Origin of the sequence: Arcobacter roscoffensis, assembly GCF_024267655.1 — a bacterium.
Lineage (GTDB): Bacteria > Campylobacterota > Campylobacteria > Campylobacterales > Arcobacteraceae > Arcobacter_B > Arcobacter_B roscoffensis.
Map to the genome: position 1 here is coordinate 3135927 of NZ_CP100595.1, position 18267 is coordinate 3154193.

Annotated in this window: 16 protein-coding genes; 12 read left to right on the top strand and 4 right to left on the bottom strand. The window is 29.0% G+C overall.

The annotated features are described in order from the left end of the window. Positions 1-3 precede the first annotated feature (3 nt). The 9 genes from cysD to NJU99_RS14850 all read left to right on the top strand — a co-directional run bounded on the left by cysD (position 4) and on the right by NJU99_RS14850 (position 12068). Positions 4-918 carry a sulfate adenylyltransferase subunit CysD gene (cysD, locus tag NJU99_RS14810; protein WP_254576673.1) on the top strand — a complete coding sequence of 305 codons (915 nt, stop codon included), beginning with the start codon at positions 4-6 and terminating at the stop codon, positions 916-918. A 1-nt stretch (position 919) separates the two neighbouring features. Then, positions 920-2377: a sulfate adenylyltransferase subunit CysN gene (gene cysN / locus NJU99_RS14815; protein ID WP_254576674.1), complete on the top strand. Its 1458-nt coding sequence runs from the start codon at positions 920-922 to the stop codon at positions 2375-2377. Next, positions 2377-3471 (top strand): sulfite reductase, encoded by a 1095-nt coding sequence (locus tag NJU99_RS14820; protein ID WP_254576675.1) that lies wholly within the window; start codon positions 2377-2379, stop codon positions 3469-3471. Before cysN ends, NJU99_RS14820 begins: the two co-directional genes overlap by 1 nt. Before the next feature lie 99 nt (positions 3472-3570). After that, a complete protein-coding gene (locus NJU99_RS14825; protein WP_254576676.1) occupies positions 3571-4872 on the top strand; it encodes an aminotransferase class V-fold PLP-dependent enzyme in 1302 nt (433 codons plus the stop codon). Positions 4873-5133: 261 nt separating this feature from the next. Further along, positions 5134-6096 (top strand): metallophosphoesterase, encoded by a 963-nt coding sequence (locus NJU99_RS14830; RefSeq protein WP_346731812.1) that lies wholly within the window; start codon positions 5134-5136, stop codon positions 6094-6096. A gap of 79 nt (positions 6097-6175) precedes the next feature. Further along, positions 6176-6562: a PAS domain-containing protein gene (locus NJU99_RS14835; RefSeq protein WP_254576678.1), complete on the top strand. Its 387-nt coding sequence runs from the start codon at positions 6176-6178 to the stop codon at positions 6560-6562. A 10-nt stretch (positions 6563-6572) separates the two neighbouring features. Further along, positions 6573-8801: a methyl-accepting chemotaxis protein gene (locus NJU99_RS14840; protein WP_254576679.1), complete on the top strand. Its 2229-nt coding sequence runs from the start codon at positions 6573-6575 to the stop codon at positions 8799-8801. Positions 8802-8895: 94 nt separating this feature from the next. Then, positions 8896-9849: a substrate-binding domain-containing protein gene (locus NJU99_RS14845; protein WP_254576680.1), complete on the top strand. Its 954-nt coding sequence runs from the start codon at positions 8896-8898 to the stop codon at positions 9847-9849. Further along, complete coding sequence (locus NJU99_RS14850; protein ID WP_254576681.1) at positions 9849-12068, top strand: PAS domain-containing sensor histidine kinase; 2220 nt, start codon at positions 9849-9851, stop codon at positions 12066-12068. The genes NJU99_RS14845 and NJU99_RS14850 overlap by 1 nt, the downstream gene beginning before the upstream one ends. A 274-nt stretch (positions 12069-12342) precedes the next feature. On the opposite strand, the gene typA is transcribed toward NJU99_RS14850, so the two are convergent. Then, complete coding sequence (typA, locus tag NJU99_RS14855) at positions 12343-14160, bottom strand: translational GTPase TypA (RefSeq protein ID WP_254576682.1); 1818 nt, start codon at positions 14158-14160, stop codon at positions 12343-12345. Positions 14161-14360: 200 nt separating this feature from the next. Between typA and NJU99_RS14860 the strand changes: the two genes are divergently transcribed. The 3 genes from NJU99_RS14860 (at position 14361) to NJU99_RS14870 (ending at position 16461) form a co-directional block, all read left to right on the top strand. Continuing rightward, on the top strand, positions 14361-15278 hold the full coding sequence (locus NJU99_RS14860) for a glutaminase (RefSeq protein ID WP_254576683.1): 918 nt from the start codon (positions 14361-14363) through the stop codon (positions 15276-15278). Between the two features lie 47 nt (positions 15279-15325). Beyond that, on the top strand, positions 15326-15937 hold the full coding sequence (locus tag NJU99_RS14865) for a trimeric intracellular cation channel family protein (protein ID WP_254576684.1): 612 nt from the start codon (positions 15326-15328) through the stop codon (positions 15935-15937). A 71-nt stretch (positions 15938-16008) separates the two neighbouring features. Beyond that, entirely contained in the window at positions 16009-16461 is a 453-nt protein-coding gene (locus NJU99_RS14870; RefSeq protein ID WP_254576685.1) for a hypothetical protein, read from the top strand. 31 nt (positions 16462-16492) lie between these two features. On the opposite strand, the gene NJU99_RS14875 is transcribed toward NJU99_RS14870, so the two are convergent. The 3 genes from NJU99_RS14875 to ruvC all read right to left on the bottom strand — a co-directional run bounded on the left by NJU99_RS14875 (position 16493) and on the right by ruvC (position 18028). After that, the gene (locus tag NJU99_RS14875; protein WP_254576686.1) at positions 16493-16813 is read right to left on the bottom strand and encodes a DMT family transporter; all 321 of its coding nucleotides are present in this window, start codon (positions 16811-16813) and stop codon (positions 16493-16495) included. A 90-nt stretch (positions 16814-16903) separates the two neighbouring features. Beyond that, positions 16904-17479, bottom strand: a complete 576-nt coding sequence (purN, locus tag NJU99_RS14880) for a phosphoribosylglycinamide formyltransferase (RefSeq protein ID WP_254576687.1) — start codon at positions 17477-17479, stop codon at positions 16904-16906. Between the two features lie 81 nt (positions 17480-17560). Further along, complete coding sequence (gene ruvC, locus NJU99_RS14885) at positions 17561-18028, bottom strand: crossover junction endodeoxyribonuclease RuvC (RefSeq protein ID WP_254576688.1); 468 nt, start codon at positions 18026-18028, stop codon at positions 17561-17563. Between the last annotated feature and the right edge of the window lie 239 nt (positions 18029-18267).

Genomic DNA, 18267 nt, shown 5'->3' on the forward strand with positions numbered 1-18267 from the left:
AAAATGGAAATTAGTAATGAAAGATTAACACATTTAAAACAGCTTGAAGCTGAGTCTATGCATATTATGAAAGAAGTTGTAGCAGAGTTTTCTAACCCTGGCATGCTTTATTCAGTAGGAAAAGACTCTTCTGTAATGCTACATATTTTACAAAAAGCATTTTACCCAGCACCTCCTCCATTACCTTTAATGCACGTGGATACAAAATGGAAATTCAAAGAAATGATTGAATTTAGAGACAGACGTGCTAAAGAAGTTGGAATGGAATTAATTGTTTACTCAAACCCTAAAGGTTTAGAGATGGATATTTCTCCATTTGAACATGGAAGTTCACTACATACAGAAGTTATGAAAACAGAAGGTTTAAAAAACGCTTTAAATATCCAAAAGTTTGACGCTGTATTTGGTGGGGCTAGAAGAGATGAAGAAAAATCAAGAGCGAAAGAGAGAATCTACTCTTTTAGAGATAAAAACCATAGATGGGATCCAAAGAACCAAAGACCAGAATTATGGAATATCTACAATGGTAAACACACACAAGGTGAGTCTATTAGAGTATTCCCATTATCAAACTGGACAGAACTTGATATTTGGCAATATATCTATTTAGAAAATATTGATATTCCTGATTTATACTTCTCAAAAGAAAGAGAAGTTGTAGAGTACATGGGTACAAAAATCATGGTAGATGATGATAGAGTTCCTGAAGAGCTTAGAAAAACAGCTAAAAAAGAGAAAGTTAGATTTAGAACACTTGGTTGTTATCCTTTAACAGGAGCAGTTGAGAGTGAAGCTTCTACTTTACCAGAGATTATTCAAGAGATGTTAACTTGTACTACATCTGAGAGACAAGGTAGACTAATAGATAGTGATGGTGACGCATCAATGGAAAAAAAGAAACAAGAAGGGTATTTTTAAGATGGCACATCAATCAGATTTAATTTCAAAGAATATTGAAGCATATTTAAAAGAGCATGAAAACAAAGAGATTTTAAGATTTATTACTTGTGGTTCAGTTGATGACGGTAAATCAACTTTAATTGGAAGACTATTATATGATTCAAAAATGATTTTTGAAGATCAATTAGCAAGTATAGAAAAAGATAGTAAAAAAGTTGGAACAACTGGTGAGAAGATTGACTTAGCACTTTTAGTTGATGGTTTAGCATCTGAGAGAGAACAAGGTATTACTATTGATGTTGCTTATAGATTCTTCTCAACAGATAAGAGAAAGTTTATTATTGCAGATACTCCAGGTCATGAACAATACACAAGAAACATGGCAACAGGAGCTTCAACAGCTGATTTAGCAATTATCTTAGTTGATGCAAGACAAGGTATTTTAACTCAAACTAAAAGACACTCTTATATTGCATCACAATTAGGAATTAAAAACCTAATCGTTGCTATTAATAAGATGGACTTAGTTGATTTTAGTGAAGAAGTATTTGAAGATATTAAAAAAGGTTATCAAGAAATTATTGAATATCTTCCACATAATGAAGATTTAAATATTCAGTTTATTCCAATTTCTGCATTAGATGGAGATAATATCTTAACTAACTCAGATAAAGCACCTTGGTATACAGGTAAGCCGTTAATGGAGCTACTAGATAATACTCCTATTAATAAAAAAGAGTCTGATTCATTTAGATTACCAGTTCAATATGTTGTAAGACCTCACTTAAACTTTAGAGGTTTCTCTGGAACAATTGCAAGTGGTTCAATTAGCGTTGGAGATGAAATTACTGTATTACCTTCAAGAAAAACATCTAAAGTTAAATCTATTGTATCAAATGATATTAAAGATTTAAGACCTATTGGAAAAGATGAAGAAGTTGAAACTATTCAAACTGCATTTGCTCCAATGGCTACAACAATTACACTTGAAGATGAAATAGATATTTCAAGAGGTGATATGATTGTAAAGTCAAGTGATATTCCAAAAGTATCAAATCACTTATCAGCGATGATTGTATGGATGGATGAAAAGCCATTAACTTTAAATCAAAACTATGTAATCAAAAGAGCAACTTCTGTATTAAACGGTGCTGTTAATTCAATTGAGTTTAAAAAGAACATCAATACTTTTGAAGAAGTAGAAGCCGATAAATTAGAGTTAAATGACATTGCAAAATGTACTATTTCACTTGATAGAGAAATTGCAGTTGACCCATATCATGAAAATAGATATACTGGAAGTTTCATTATTATTGATAAGTACACTAATGCTACAGTTGGTGCTGGTATGATTGTATCTTCTGTTGAAGGTTTTGCTCATTTAGAAGAAGAGACTAAAGAGTATACTCAAGCAGAAAAAGAATTAAATGAATTCATTAGAAGAAACTACCCAGAATGGAACTGTAAGGCTATCTAATGTCAAGGAACCTAGCTATGGATATAGAACAAATCAAAAAAAATAAGGATGGATTAGATGTTATAAGTGACATCTATATCTATGCTGTTTTAGGTGAAAAAGCCAGTGAAGAGGATTTAGTAAGATTTAAATGGTATGGTATTCACAAACAAGAGGATACTCAAGATCATTTTTCTTTAAGAGTTCCTCTTCCTTTAGGAGAATTAAACCTAGAACAATTAAAAACTTTACAAACTATATCCACAAAATTTGCAAAAGATAGCCTATTTTTTAACACTCATCAAAAAGTAGAGTTTAAATGGCTGAAAATGCATAATTTGCCAGAGGTTTTTAATCTTTTACAAAATGTGGGATTAAAAACTATCTTTGAAGCTGGACATAATGTAAAAAATATCATTACTTGTCCTGTAAATGGAATAGATAAAACACAAATTGCAGATGTTAGTAAAATAGCTGATAAATTAAATGAAACATTTATAGGCAATAAAAGTTTCTCTAATTTACCAAATGAACTAACAATTGCTGTAAGTGGTTATGCTCAAGGCTGTGCTTTGACATATACTCCTGATGTTAGCTTCAATGCAACAAAAAATGAAAAGGGTAAAATCGTTTACTCTGTAAGAGTTATAGGTGAGCATTTAGGATTTATTACTTCTTCTCAAATTGTTCCAACAGCAAGAGCTATTGCTAAAATCTATAAAGATTTTGGAATAAGAGATGATATTGAAGATAGTACTTTTCAATATCTAGTTGGGTCTTGGGGATTTAGTAAATTCTTTGATATTTTAGATTCAACTGTAACATTTAGAATAAAAGATTTTGATATTGATGAAGAGTTCGTAGAAGGAAAAGCACCTAGACTTGGAATCAATGAAAGCAAGATTGATAACCAAAGTTATATTGGATGTAAACTAAAAACTTTAGATATTGGTTCACAAAAGATTCAAGAACTTATAAACTTACTTGAAAAATATAAAGCAACAAAAGTAAAACTTACACATAAAGCAAATGTTATAGTTTTAGATGCACCAACAAATAAAGCCCAAGATTTTGCAAAAGATCTAGAAGCAATAGAATTTAATCCTTTCGTATAAGAGCTATATAAACGCTCTTATACAAAGTACAAGCAAACTCTTATATAAAATAACTTAAAATTATAAAACTAATAATCCTAACTAATTTAATGAGCAAAAATGACACGAGATATATTTAAACCTTTTTTTAACGAAAATACAAAAAAATTAGACTTTTTAAAATACAACACTATTGGAAAAAGTAAAAGTGAGTATTTTGACTATACAGCATCAGGACTTGCTTTTAGACCTATTGAAAATAGAATAAGAGATGTTTTAGAAACTTACGCAAATACGCACTCTATGGAATCAACTAATGCAAAAGCAACAACTTACTATTATGAACAAGCAAGAACTAACTTAGCTAAAAGTCTTGATGTAAATGAAGAGTTTGCAATACTTCCAAGTGGCTGTGGAACTACTGCTGCGATTAAGCATTTACAAGAACTGCTTGGACTTTATATTCCTCCTGCAACTAAAAAGAGATACAAAATAAAAGTAGATAAATCAAAATTACCTTTAGTTATAGTTGGACCTTATGAACATCACTCAAATGAAGTATCATTTAGAGAAGCATTATGTGAAATAAAAAGGGTTAAACTTGATGATGAAGGTTTAATCGACATGAAACACTTAAAGAAGATTTTGAAGAAAAATGAAGGAAGAGAAATTATTGGTTCTTTTTGTATTGCTTCAAATGTAACTGGGATCATTACCCCTTTCAAAAAAATTTCAAAGCTTCTTAGAAAGTATAATGCTTTAGTATGTTTTGATGCAGCTGCAAGCTCGCCATACATGAATGTACCATGTGAACTTTATGATGCTATGTTTATGTCACCACATAAACTTCTAGGAGGTCCTGGTTCATGTGGACTTTTAATAGTTAGAAAGTCTTTAATTGATACTAAACTATCCCCTACTTTCGCTGCAGGTGGGACTGTTGAGTATGTAAATAAAGAAAGCCAAGTTTATCAAAAAAGTATCGAGTTAAGAGAAGATGCTGGAACACCTGGAATTTTACAGTTTATTAGAGCTTCATTAGCTTATCAACTAAGAAATGAAGTAGGTTTTGAGTTTATAAATGAACAAAAAACAAAACTAAAAACACTATTTATAAATGAGTTAAATAAACTTCCAAATTGTGAAATTTATGGAAATCAAGAAGAGGACAATATAGGTATTGTATCTTTCAATATAAATAATATTGACCCTTATGAGCTATGTGCAAAAATCTCTGCTACTGATGGTTTCCAAACAAGAGCAGGATGCTCATGTGCAGGACCTTATGGACATGACTTACTAGGTATTGATGATGCAAATATCTCAAATAAACCAGGCTGGCTTAGAATCTCAATACACTATACACAAACTGAAGATGAAATACTAAATTTAGTTAATTGTATTTCAAAACAAAGTAAATAAAGAACCTATTTTTAAGGTTTCTTTATTTCTTTAGGATAAATTTTCTTATTTAATATAAATTTTATTTTTTGTTAAATATCTATTAATTTTTACTATATATAATCTTCCATGAGTTTTATAATATTTATAACTGTTTTTTTATCAGTATTTGCTTTTCAAACATATATAATAAAAAAACGTCTTATTGATAAACTTGAGTTTAAAGATAAGACCAAAAAGTATCTTAGCACATTTTTATATATTACATTTTTTGGGGTATGTATGTACCCAGTTGCTAGATACAACCCAGTTTTCCCTAACTGGCTATATTTCTTATTATCTTTACCTATTGGGGTGATTTTCCTTACATTTATCATAACAATTATTCACGAAATCATCTCATTTGGTGTTAAAAAAACTCCTTTTAAAGAAAATAGAAGAGCTTTTTTTAAAAAATCCTTAGATATTGGGGCTGTTTCACTTGTAGTTGGAACAAATGCAAAAGCAATGCAAAATGCCAAAACTATTGAACTTGAAACTATAGATATAAAAATCAAAAAACTTAAGAAATCATATGAAATAGTACAACTAAGTGATATACATATTGGAGGTCTTATTGATAAAGAGTTTATAGCAAACCTTGTAAGAAGAGTAAATTCTTTAAAGCCTGATACTATTGTAATCACAGGTGATTTGGTTGATACGAAACTGGAGTTTGCAAAACCTGCTTTAGAAGAACTATCAAAACTAAATTCAAAATATGGAACTTATTTTATAGTGGGAAATCATGAATACTTCCATGATGTGTACACTATCATAAACTATGTAAATTCCTTAGGTATAAAAGTACTTGAAAATGAGTCAGTTTATATAGGAGATGAAAACAAAGGTTTCAACCTAGCTGGTGTTTATGATGTTTTTGGTCATAAATATGGACACTTTATTCCTAATCTTGATAAAGCATTAGAGAAAAAACAAAATTCTCCTACTATACTTTTAGCTCATCAACCAAGATACCTAAATGATATAGATACCAAAGATATAGACTTAGCTCTTTGTGGACATACCCATGGAGGTCAAATCTTTCCTTTTAACTATTTAGTTAAACTACAACAGCCTTATGTAAGAGGTCTTAATAAACACAATGAAACTACCCAAGTTTATGTAAACAAAGGTACAGGCTTTTGGGGTCCACCTATGAGACTTGGAGCTAGTTCAGAAATTACTCATATAAAATTATCTTAAATTAAAAAGTAAACATGTATACTTTTACTTATTAATAATAATTGGTATATAATATAACAATTTATAAAAAGGAATTATTATGAGTGGTAAAGAAATACTTTTAGATAGCAACTCATTTATTGTTTCAGAGACAGATGAAAAAGGCTTTATAAAGTACGCAAATGATGAGTTTTGCGAGATTAGTGAGTTTACACTTGATGAACTAATAGGTAAACCACACAATATTTTAAGACATCCAGATATGCCAAAAGCAGCCTTTGCCGATCTATGGGAAACTGTACAAAGTGGTAAAATTTGGAAAGGTTTTGTAAAAAACAAAACAAAACTTGGAAATTACTATTGGGTTTATGCAACTGTTTATCCACTTGAATCAAGTGATGGTTCAAAAGGTTACATGTCATGTAGAAAAGTAGCTTCAAGGGATGAAATAGAAAAAGCTATAGAGCTATACAAAACAATGAAATAAGGAAAAAGTAATGAACTTCTTAAAAAACTTACCAATCAAAAAAAAGTTATTAGTCTCTATAATAATTCCAATGCTTGCCATTTTAGTAGTATCATCTATTTTACTTTTTCAAGGTTTTAATAAATATAAAAACTATGATAAACTAGAAGTTCTTATGAATTTAAATGCAAGTATTTCTCACTTAGTACATGAAACACAAAAAGAAAGAGGTGCAACTGCTGGCTTTATTGGAAGTAAAGGGGATAAATTTAAAAATATTCTTGCTAATCAAAGAGAGCTTACAAATAAAAAATTAAATGAACTAAATAGCTTTATATCATCAAATAATTTATATACTATTTTGAATGAAGAAAATTCAAATAGATTAAAAAAAGTTTTAAATGAAATTGGGAAAGTTAATAATATCAGAAGTCAAGTTGATGGCTTCAACATTAGTTTAAAAAATGCCTTAGGGTACTATACAAACCTAAACTCTATGTTTTTAAAGTATATTACATTAACTGCAAAACAATCCCTTGATAATAAAATCACACTTGAAACTATGGCTTATTACTCTTTCTTGGAATCAAAAGAGAGAGCTGGTATTGAAAGAGCTGTAGGGTCTGCTATATTTGGAGCGAACAAACTTCTTCCTGGACTTCAAGCAAAATTTATTACTCTTATAGCCCAACAAGACGCACATATGTCTACATTTGAAACTTTAGCAATAAAAGAAGCAGTAAGTTTTAAAAATAGTTCTATTCAAGGAGAAGCAGTAGAAGAAGTAAATAGATTAAGAAAATTAATTATTACAAATAACAATGGGCAAGGTGATTTTAGTATAGATGCTACACATTGGTTCAAAACAATAACTAAAAAAATTAATCTTCTTAAAAAAACTGATGACTATTTATCTGAAATGGTAATAAATGATACTATCACAAAAAAAGAAGAAGCTTTAAATAAGTTTATTTTATTAACAACGTTTTTAGTAATTGTTATTGTTCTAACTCTTTTAATTGCTTCATATAATACAAGAACTATGATTGAATCAATTATGAAAATAAGACATGGGATTGAAGTATTCTTTGACTTTATGAATAGAAAAAGAAATACCTTTGAGCATATTGATGTTAGATCAAAAGGTGAGTTAGGTGAAATTGCTCAATTTATCAATAAAAACTTAGAAGTCTTAGAAGAAGAACTAGAGCAAGATATGAAATGTGTTGGTGAAGCTATTTTAGTTTTAAATAAACTAGAACAAGGAAGTTACCATAACCAAGTTATGTCAATGCCTGCAAACCCTCAAATTAGAACTTTTGCAAAAACAATAAATAAAATGCTTTTAAATCAAGAAGCCCTAATGAATAATATCTTAGATGAGTTAAATAAGTATACAAACTATAACTATTTATCAAAGATTGAAAATAAAGATATTCATGGGGAGACTAAAAAGCTAATTGATGGTATAAATGCCCTTGGTGAAGCTATTACTTCGATGTTAAGAGAAAATAAAAACAATGGTGATACCTTAAGTCAAAACTCTAAAGAGCTTTCTTCAAATGTAGAACATCTAAATAGTTCTGCTTTATCTCAAGCTGCATCAATTGAAGAAACAGCAGCTTCTGTAGAGGAAACAACAGCATCAATTAGAGAAATCTCATCTCAAGCTATTACGATGCAAGAGCTATCAAAAGAGACCTTAACTTATGCAAATGAAGGTAAAAACCTTGCAAGTCAAACACAAAAATCCATGGAAGAAATAAATAGTGCTACACAAGAGATAAATGAAGCTATTACAATTATTGACCAAATTGCCTTCCAAACAAATATTCTTTCACTAAACGCTGCTGTAGAAGCTGCAACAGCAGGTGAAGCAGGGAAAGGCTTTGCAGTAGTTGCACAAGAAGTAAGAAACCTTGCAGGAAGAAGTGCAGAAGCTGCAAAGGATATAAAAGAGCTAGTTGAAAAAGCAAATTTAAAAGCAGGTGAAGGTAAAAATAGTTCTGAAAAAATGATTGAAGGCTTTAGTAAACTTAATGAAAAAATAGAAAGCACTAGTGAAATCATCTCATCTGTAACTGATTCAACACAAGAGCAAAGTAGAACAATCTCACAAATTAATGAAGCTATTACAAAAATAGATCAATTAACTCAAGAAAATGCAAAAGTAGCTACAAATGCAAAAGATATTGCTTCAAAAACAAATGATATAGCCTTAGAAATTATAAAAAACACTGATAATAAAAAATTCAACTAAAAAGAGATCTTCTCTTTTTAGTTAGCATTCTTAATAAAATATGAAATGAAATAAATGTACAATGTGTAACTAAGAAAATAACTTTAGGGCTAAAATGAAGCATTTCAAAATTTTATTATTTTTCATTATTTTTAATAACTCTCTACTACAAGCAACTGAAACTAAAAAAATTGTATATATTACTGCTGATATGAAAATTCCTTTTTGGAGTATTATGTCAAAAGGTATTAATAATATTACAAAAAAGCATGCTTATGACTTTAAAGTATATGACTCTCAAAATAGTGCCAAAATGGAACTAATGCATACTATTAGTGCTATAAAAAGTGAAGTTGATGGTATTGTTGTTTCACCTACGACTTCTTCTGCTTGCGTAACTATTTTAAAGCTTGCAAAAAAAGCTAACATACCTGTAGTTATTGCAGATGTAGGAAGTGATAATGATAACTATGTATCATATATTTCTTCAAATAATAAACTTGGTGCGTATAATATCGGAAAGACTTTAGCAAAAGAAATGAAAAAAAAAGGTATTGATAATAAAAAAGTAGGAATTATTGCCATACCTCAAAAAAGACTTAATGGACAGCAAAGAACAGCAGGTTTTATGGAAGCTTTAAATCAAGCAAATATAAAAGGTGCTGATATAAAGCAGTTAATTACTTGGAGTGATGAAGAGACCTATACATATACAAAGGAGTTAATAAACAGATTCCCTGAACTTGGTGCTATTTGGTTACAAACTTCAAATATATATAAAGGTGCAATTAAAGCCCTTAAAGATTCAAATAAGGAAAAAGAAATATTACTTATTGCTTTTGATGCAGAGCCTGAATTTATTGAATTAATAAAGAAAAATACTATACTTGCCTCAGGGATGCAACAACCCTATCTTATGGGACAACAAGCAGCTATTTCTATGCATAAATATCTAAATAATCAAAGTATAGTAAAAAACATACAAATCCCCATATTAAACGTATCAACAGCAAATATAAAACAGAAAAAAAATGAAATAAATCTAAATGTTTTAGGAATAGAAAATTAATGAAAAAATTTAAATTATCTTTATATTTTGCATTAGCTATAACTATTATTTCAACTGTTGTTTTAACTATGAGTATTAACTCTACTTATAGCTATATGTCTACAAAAGATAAGATAATTCATAACATGAAAAATGACTCTAAAACCACTATTTTATCAATCAAAGATAATATTAAAAATCTTATTTCAGCATATGCTATTAATGAGTATAATAACCTAATTTATAATGAACTAAGTAGAAAAGATATTTTTGCAATTATAATAAATGACTATAATATGGGAAAAATCTTAGGTGAAGAGTTTTTATCTAGTGGTAAAATCAAACAAAATGGTAAAATTATAGATTATGACCCCACAAATCTAAAACATAACCAAGAACTTCAAGGTGCTTTTTATTCTGATACATATAAAATTGTTTCATCTTTTGGTACTGAAATAGGAACTATTAGTATTTATATTACAGATGAAAAAATGAATAAAGAGTTAAAAGAGATCATTATAGAGAATATAAAGAATACTTTTATTCTTTCACTATTTCTGATTTTATTTCTATTTTTAACAATTAAAGCCTTTATTTTAAAACCTATCGCTGACATTACAAAAACAGTAAGTGTAGTTGATAAAAATGGTATTCCAACAAAACTTCTTGAAGATAATACCTTTATCGAAATTGATAATTTATCTAGTAGTATAAATAAAATGATAAATACAATCAAAAAATCTACAGATGTTTTAAAAAATGAACAAAATAAACTAGAATATCTTCTTCAAAATAGTCCAATTGCAGTAAGAATAGCTAAAGATAATAGTGAAGACGTGGTTTTTGCTAATCATGCATACAAAAAACTAATAAAAAAAGATAATGATTTTAGAAAACCAAAAAACTATTATGAAAATAAAAAAGAGTATAACGAAATATTAGAAAAGTTAAAAAACAATGAAACAATTTACAATAAACTTATTGAACTAAATATAGATAATAAAAGAGTTTGGGCATTAGCTTCTTATATGAATATTGATTTTGATAATGAAAATGCAGTTATTGGATGGTTCTATGATGTTACAAATGAAAAAAATAGCGAAAACAGATTATATGAAGCACTAGAGTTACAAACAACAATTTTCGATAATTCAGGATATATGATAACAAGAACTGATAAAAAAGGTATTATAAAACAAGTAAATAAAGAAGTAGAAAAAACTACAGGTTATACGCAAGAAGAACTTATAGACAAACAAACACCTCTGATTTTCCATTTAGAAGATGAACTTAACATGATGGCAGAAGAGTTTAGTAAAAAATTAAGAGAGAAAATAGAACCCAACTTTAATATCTTTATTGCAAAATCAGCGCTAAGACATAATGAGCTAGAATGGACTTATAAAACTAAAGATGGAAAACACATTCCTGTAAGTTTAAATGTTACAGCTTTAAAAAATAAAAATAATGAGATTTATGGATACTTAGGAATTTCGAGAGATATTTCTCAAAATAAAGTAATGGAATCCCAATCAAAACTAGCTTCAATGGGAGAAATGATAGGTAATATCGCTCATCAATGGAGACAGCCTTTAAGTGTTATTACTTCAATATCAAGTGCTACTATTTTAAAAAGTGAAGTAAATAAACTAGATAAAGAAGATTTATACAAAAGTATGGAAAATATTACTAAACAAGCTAAGTATTTATCAAATACAATTGAAGACTTTAGAGATTTTATACGAAATAAAGAGCAAAAAGATATTGTAAAAATATCTCAGCTTGTAAATAAAACAATAAATATAATTAAATCAACCCTAAGTAGTAATGAAATTGAACTGGTTTTAAATATTAAGGAAGATATGGAAATACCTGCTTTTGAAAATCAATTAATTCAAGGGCTTATAAATATAATAAACAACTCGAAAGATGCTATGAATGAACACATTAAAAAGCATGAGAAAAAGCTTATTTTTATTGAAACTCAAGAAACGCCTACTGGTTTAGACTTAATAATTGTAGATAATGGTGGGGGTATAAAAAAAGATATTTTGAATAAAATCTTTGAGCCTTATTTTACAACAAAACATAAGAATATAGGTACAGGTATTGGTTTATCTATGACTTATCAAATTATCACAGACCATCATGATGCCAAAATCATAGCATCTAATAGCACATATGTACATAATGATATTGAGTACACAGGTGCTAAATTTAAAATCTCTTTTAACAATTAGTTTGTAATAGCTAAAAAACTAGTAGTAATTGTTAAAAAATATATTGTTATTAAAATTATATAATCTTTTTTATTTGTATTAATATTGTTTTTCATTTTTTCTCCTTTTAATAGGAGAAAAAAATCTCCTATTAATATAAATTTATTTTTAAATTGTTTAAAATCCTAAGCCACATATCATCAGACATGAAATCTATTCCTTTTATTTAATTTTTTGCATAAAAAAAGGGGAAGAGCAAAAGCTCTTCCCCTTAATAAGATTGTTTAGTTAAATCTTATTCAGCGAATTTTGCTTTCTTTGCTGATCTTTTTCTTACGTTTGGATCAAGGTCTCTTTTTCTTACTCTAACACTTAAAGGAGTAACTTCAACTAGCTCATCTTCTTCAATCCACTCTAAAGCATTCTCTAAAGACATCACTTTTGGTGGAACAAGTTTAATAGACTCATCTGCACCTGAAGATCTTACGTTTGACTGTTGTTTAGCTTTTACTGGGTTAACATCTAAATCATTAGATTTTGCATGTTGTCCGATTACCATTCCATTATAAACTTTATCTTGAGGTGCAATATACATAACTCCTCTATCTTGTAAGTTAAAGATAGAATAACCAACAGCTTCACCATTTTCCATAGAAACTAATGCTCCATGTTTTCTAGATTCAACAGTACCTGAATGTGGTCTAAACTCTAAGAATGAATGGTTCATAACACCCTCACCTTTTGTTTCAGTTAAGAACTCAGTTCTAATACCAATTAAACCTCTTGCAGGAATTTCAAACTCTAATCTTGTATAACCAGCACCCATTGGTACCATGTTTGTCATATTAGCTTTTCTTTTTCCAAGTTTCTCAATAATTGCACCTGAGAACTCATCTGGAGTATCAATTACTAAGTGCTCAAATGGCTCCATAGTTACACCATTTTCTTCTTTTGTAATTACTTCTGGTCTACCAATAGAGAACTCAAAACCTTCTCTTCTCATATTTTCAGCTAAGATACAAATTTGAAGTTCACCTCTTCCGTTAACTTTAAATTTACCCTCACCAGTTTGCTCATAATTCATAGCAATATTAGTGTTCATCTCAGCACTTAATCTTTCATCAATTTTATTTGATGTTACAAACTTACCTTCAGTTCCTGCTAATGGAGAATCATTTACTGCAAATGTTACAGATAGTGTTGGCTCTTCAATATGCATAGGATCAAGTGGCATTGGGTTTGCTGGATCACAAAGTGAATCACCAACATCAATAGTTTCAAAACCTGCAACAGCAACAATATCACCAGTACCAGCTTTATCAATGTCAAATCTATCAACACCTTTAAATCCAATAAGTTTTGTTACTCTACCTTTAACTTTTTCACCGTCAGCTTTAACTAAAGTTACAGTCTCACCCATAGAAATAGTACCGTTGAAAATTCTAGCAATACCAATTTTTCCAATGAAGTTGTCATAATCAAGTGTGAATACTTGAAGTTGAAGACCATTTTCATCATCACCTTTTGGCTTTGGAACTTCTGCTAAAATAGTCTCAAATAATGGTGTTAAGTTCTCTTTTGGGTCTTCTAAAGCAGTCATTGCATAACCATCTCTAGCTGCTGCGTAAATAACAGGGAATTCTAATTGTTCTTCATTAGCACCCATTTGGTCAAATAGGTCGAATACTTCATCAACAACTCTATCTGGATCTCCACCTGGTTTATCAATTTTGTTAATAACAACAATTGGTCTATGACCTAATTGTAATGCTTTTTTTACAACAAATTTTGTTTGAGGCATAGTACCTTCTTGCGCATCAACTAGTAATAATACTGAGTCAACCATCTTAAGAACCCTCTCAACTTCTCCACCAAAGTCAGCATGGCCCGGAGTGTCGATGATATTAATTCTTACACCTTCGTAATCAATAGCAGTATTCTTAGAAAGAATTGTAATTCCTCTTTCTTTTTCAATATCATTACTATCCATAACTCTTTCATCTACTTCTTGGTGCGAAGAAAAAGTTCCTGATTGTTTTAATAATTCATCAACAAGTGTTGTTTTACCATGGTCAACGTGCGCAATAACTGCAATATTTCTAATGTCTCTCATTTATTCTCTTTATAATAATTTTAAAGGAAGTTTTAAGTTTAGCTAAAATTTTCCTGATATGTTTTCGCGATTATACTAAAAACTTGCTTAAACTATAGATACATTGTCTTAACAATTACAAATTGATGACATATACACTTTTTATCTTCCCAGTCTTTGGTACAATACTCAAATTTATTTTTAGTATATAAAGGTTATATATGAATTATCAAGAAGTTTTAGAAGAGATTAAAGAAGAAATTAAACCTCACCTAAAAAAAGGTGAAGTTGCAAACTATATTCCAGCTTTACAAAAAGTAAAGAAAAATGATTTTGCTATGAGTATTATTGATGTAGATTTAAATGAATATCATATAGGCTCACACAAAAAGCCTTTTTCTATTCAAAGTATCTCAAAAGTATTTACCTTTGCTTTAGCCTTACAAAATTATAGTAAAGAGCTATATAAAAGAGTAGGACATGAACCATCAGGTGATCCTTTTAACTCTTTAGTTCAACTAGAGTATGAAAATGGTGTTCCTAGAAACCCTTTCATAAATGCAGGAGCAATAGTAACAACAGATTCTTTAATATCTTTATATAAAGAGAATACATTTGATTATATACTTCATTTTATACAAGATGCAACAAATGACCATAGCATTACATATAATAAAGAAGTATTTAAATCAGAACTAAAACATGGACATAGAAATCTAGCACTTATTAATATGATGAAGAGTTTTAAAAATATAAAAAACTTTACAGATAGTGTAATGCAAACATATTTTAAACAATGTTCTATTGATATGAGTACAACTCAACTAGCAAAATCTATGCTATTTCTAGCAAACCATGGAGTAAATCCTATAACAAATGAACAGCTTATAAATGAAAGCAAAGCAAAAAGAATAAACTCTTTAATGTTAACTTGCGGACATTATGATGCTTCAGGTGATTTTGCCTACAGAGTTGGTCTTCCTGGTAAAAGTGGTGTTGGAGGAGGAATTGTAGCTATTGTTCCTAAGAAAATGGCTATTTGTGTTTATTCTCCAAGATTAAATAAATTTGGAAACTCATATGCAGGAACAAAAGCATTAGAACTTTTTACAGATAAGACAGGTTTATCCATCTTTTAAAAAGGCTGTAGTATAATCTCATCATCAAAAATCACAAAGGTTTATATATGACAGCACTGCAATTAGCAGATATTATTGGTGTAATTTGTTTTGCCCTATCGGGGTTTTTAATTGCAGTACATTATAAACTAGATATTTTAGGTGTTTTTATATCAGCATTTTTAACTGCACTTGGTGGAGGAATGACAAGAGATGTACTAGCAAATAAAACACCATATGTATTTACCGATGTATTACCGGTAACCTTAGTGGTAGCCACTGTTTTAATTTCACTTGTATTAAAACTTCATAAAATAGATGATCTAGAAGGTAAAACTGCTTTCATTGTATCTGATGCTATAGGGCTTGTATCCTTTGCTATTACGGGTTCATTGGTTGCTATTGAAAATGATTTTAATTTTCTTGGGGTATTGATTTTAGCCTTTATTACAGCTGTTGGTGGTGGTACGATTAGAGATATTTTAATTAATAGGGTACCATCTATTTTGGTCTCAGAGTTTTATGCAACAGTTGCTATTATAGTTGGGCTTATAACTTATGGTTTATATTTAATAGATTTAAAAAATATATATACATTAATCATAGTTTTTGTATTTGGCGTTGCTTTAAGACTACTTGCTTACTACAAAAACTGGCAACTTCCAACCTTATCTAAATAGATTAGTTTTTATCTTAACCTTTCATTTACTTTTTATAGGTAAAATTTCGCAATTTAAATTTAGGAGAAAAAATGAAGAAAATTTTATTTGTTGCTGCTTTACTTATTGCAACATTCGCAAACGCATTAAATATTGGAGACTCAACACCAACATTTGAAATAAAAGATCAATTTGAAAAAATGCACAAGATTTCTGCAGATGCTAAAACTATTATAGTTGCAGAAAGTAGAGGTACAAGTGTTATTATTAGAGAATATCTATTAACTAAAGATACAAACTTTTTAGAAACTAACAAAGCACATTATATAGCAGATATTTCTGGTATGCCAAGTTTAATTTCAAAGTTTATTGCCTTACCTAAAATGAAAAAATACCCATTTTCAATCCTTTTAGTTAATGAAGAACAAGCTAAATCATTTTCAACAAAAGAAGATAAAATTACTGTTTATTCTGTAGAGAATGGAAAAGTTACAAACGTAAAATACATTACTACAACTGAAGAGTTAGACGCAGTATTTAAATAGTTCTATTAGCCTTTTGGCTAATAGTTAAAATTTAAGAAGATACTAATTTTAATCCCACTATAGAACTAACTAAAGTAAACAAGAAAAACAATCTTAAAACCCCTGCTGGTTCATTATAAAATAAAATTCCAATAACAATAGTACCAAAGGCCCCTATACCTGTCCAAATTGCATATGCAGTTCCTATAGGAATTGTTTGTACTGCTTTTGTAAGAAAATAGAAACTCCCTGTGGCAAATATCAAAAATATAACTGTTGGTAGTAATTTTGTAAAGTTTTCTGTTAGTTTTAACATAGAAGCAAAACCAATCTCTAATAATCCTGCTAATATTAAATATATCCATGCACTCATAAATAATCCTTTAAAAAATATCTTTTGTGGAAAGATACCTAAAGAATAAGAAGAGTTTGCTAAAGTTTTAAACAAACTCCTTGATTAGTTTTATAAAAGCTTTTTAAATGTATCTACAATAGCCGTAGATTCTAAATCTTTGATTCTATTTTCTAATGAATCAACTGTTTCATTGTCATCTAATACAAGCTCTTTTGTAAGAATAATCTTTCCATCATCATATTTTTCATTTACATAATGAATAGTAACCCCTGATTTCTCTTCACCATTTTTAATAATAGCTTCATGCACATATCTTCCATACATACCTTTTCCACCATATTTTGAAGGTAAAAGTGCAGGATGAGTATTAATTATCTTATTTTCAAAAGCATTGATAAGTTTAGGTCCTATCATTTTCATATAGCCAGAACAAAAAACATAGTCACAATCAAATTCTAAAAGCAATCTAGCTATTTTATCATCACAATCTTGATTAGGATACCTTTTATCATTTATTACAAAATTTGGTATATCTAAAGACTCTGCTGTTTCTAAAACATTTGCATTTGAGTTATTTGAAATAACTACAACTACTTTTGCTTCTAAAATCTTATCTTCTATTGCTTTTTGTATTGTTTGAAAACCACTTCCATTGTATGAGGCAAGTATACCTATTCTTTTCATTTTACTATTCCTACTTATAATTAAGGCGAAAGTATAACAAATAAAAAGTATTTATAATATAAGTTAAATATTTTTTACCAATTATCTTATTCTTTGAGCATGGGTTAAAGCAATTGCTATTGCATCTGTAATATCTAAAGGTTTTATTTCTTTCTTAATTCCTAGCAATCTTTTTACCATAAAAGCAACTTGAGTCTTATCTGCTTTTCCATTTCCTGTTACAGCTTGTTTTACTTGAAGGGGAGTATACTCAGCAAAATTTCCAAATACTTGTAAGACTTTAAGTGAGATTGCTCCTCTAAATTGAGCTAGTTTGATTACGGTTTTAGGGTTAAAAGCGTAGAACATATCTTCGATTGATACCTCATCAATTGTATGCCTCTCAAATATCAAATCAAAGCCCTCAGTCATTTCTACAATTTGCTCTTGTAATATTTTTGTTTTAATTTTTATAAGTCCTGCTTCAATAAGCTTTAAATTTCTACCATTTTTTTCAATAATTGCATATCCACAGTTTCTTGTACCTGGGTCAATTCCTAATATTTTCACGTAATTTACTCTTTTTTTCTCTTATTTTTATTCACATGCTTTCAAGCACGGTATAATGGTATTTTTTACCTGAATATTCACTTAATAAACATTAGTTATTCACTACTTATTCACTATGTGAACAACATTTATTCATCATTTTATTCACTTTAATTTTTGCTTATTTTTAACATGTGAATAACTTTTATCAAAAATTCGTTATAATAGCTACTATTTATAAAATAAAGAGTTAATGATAT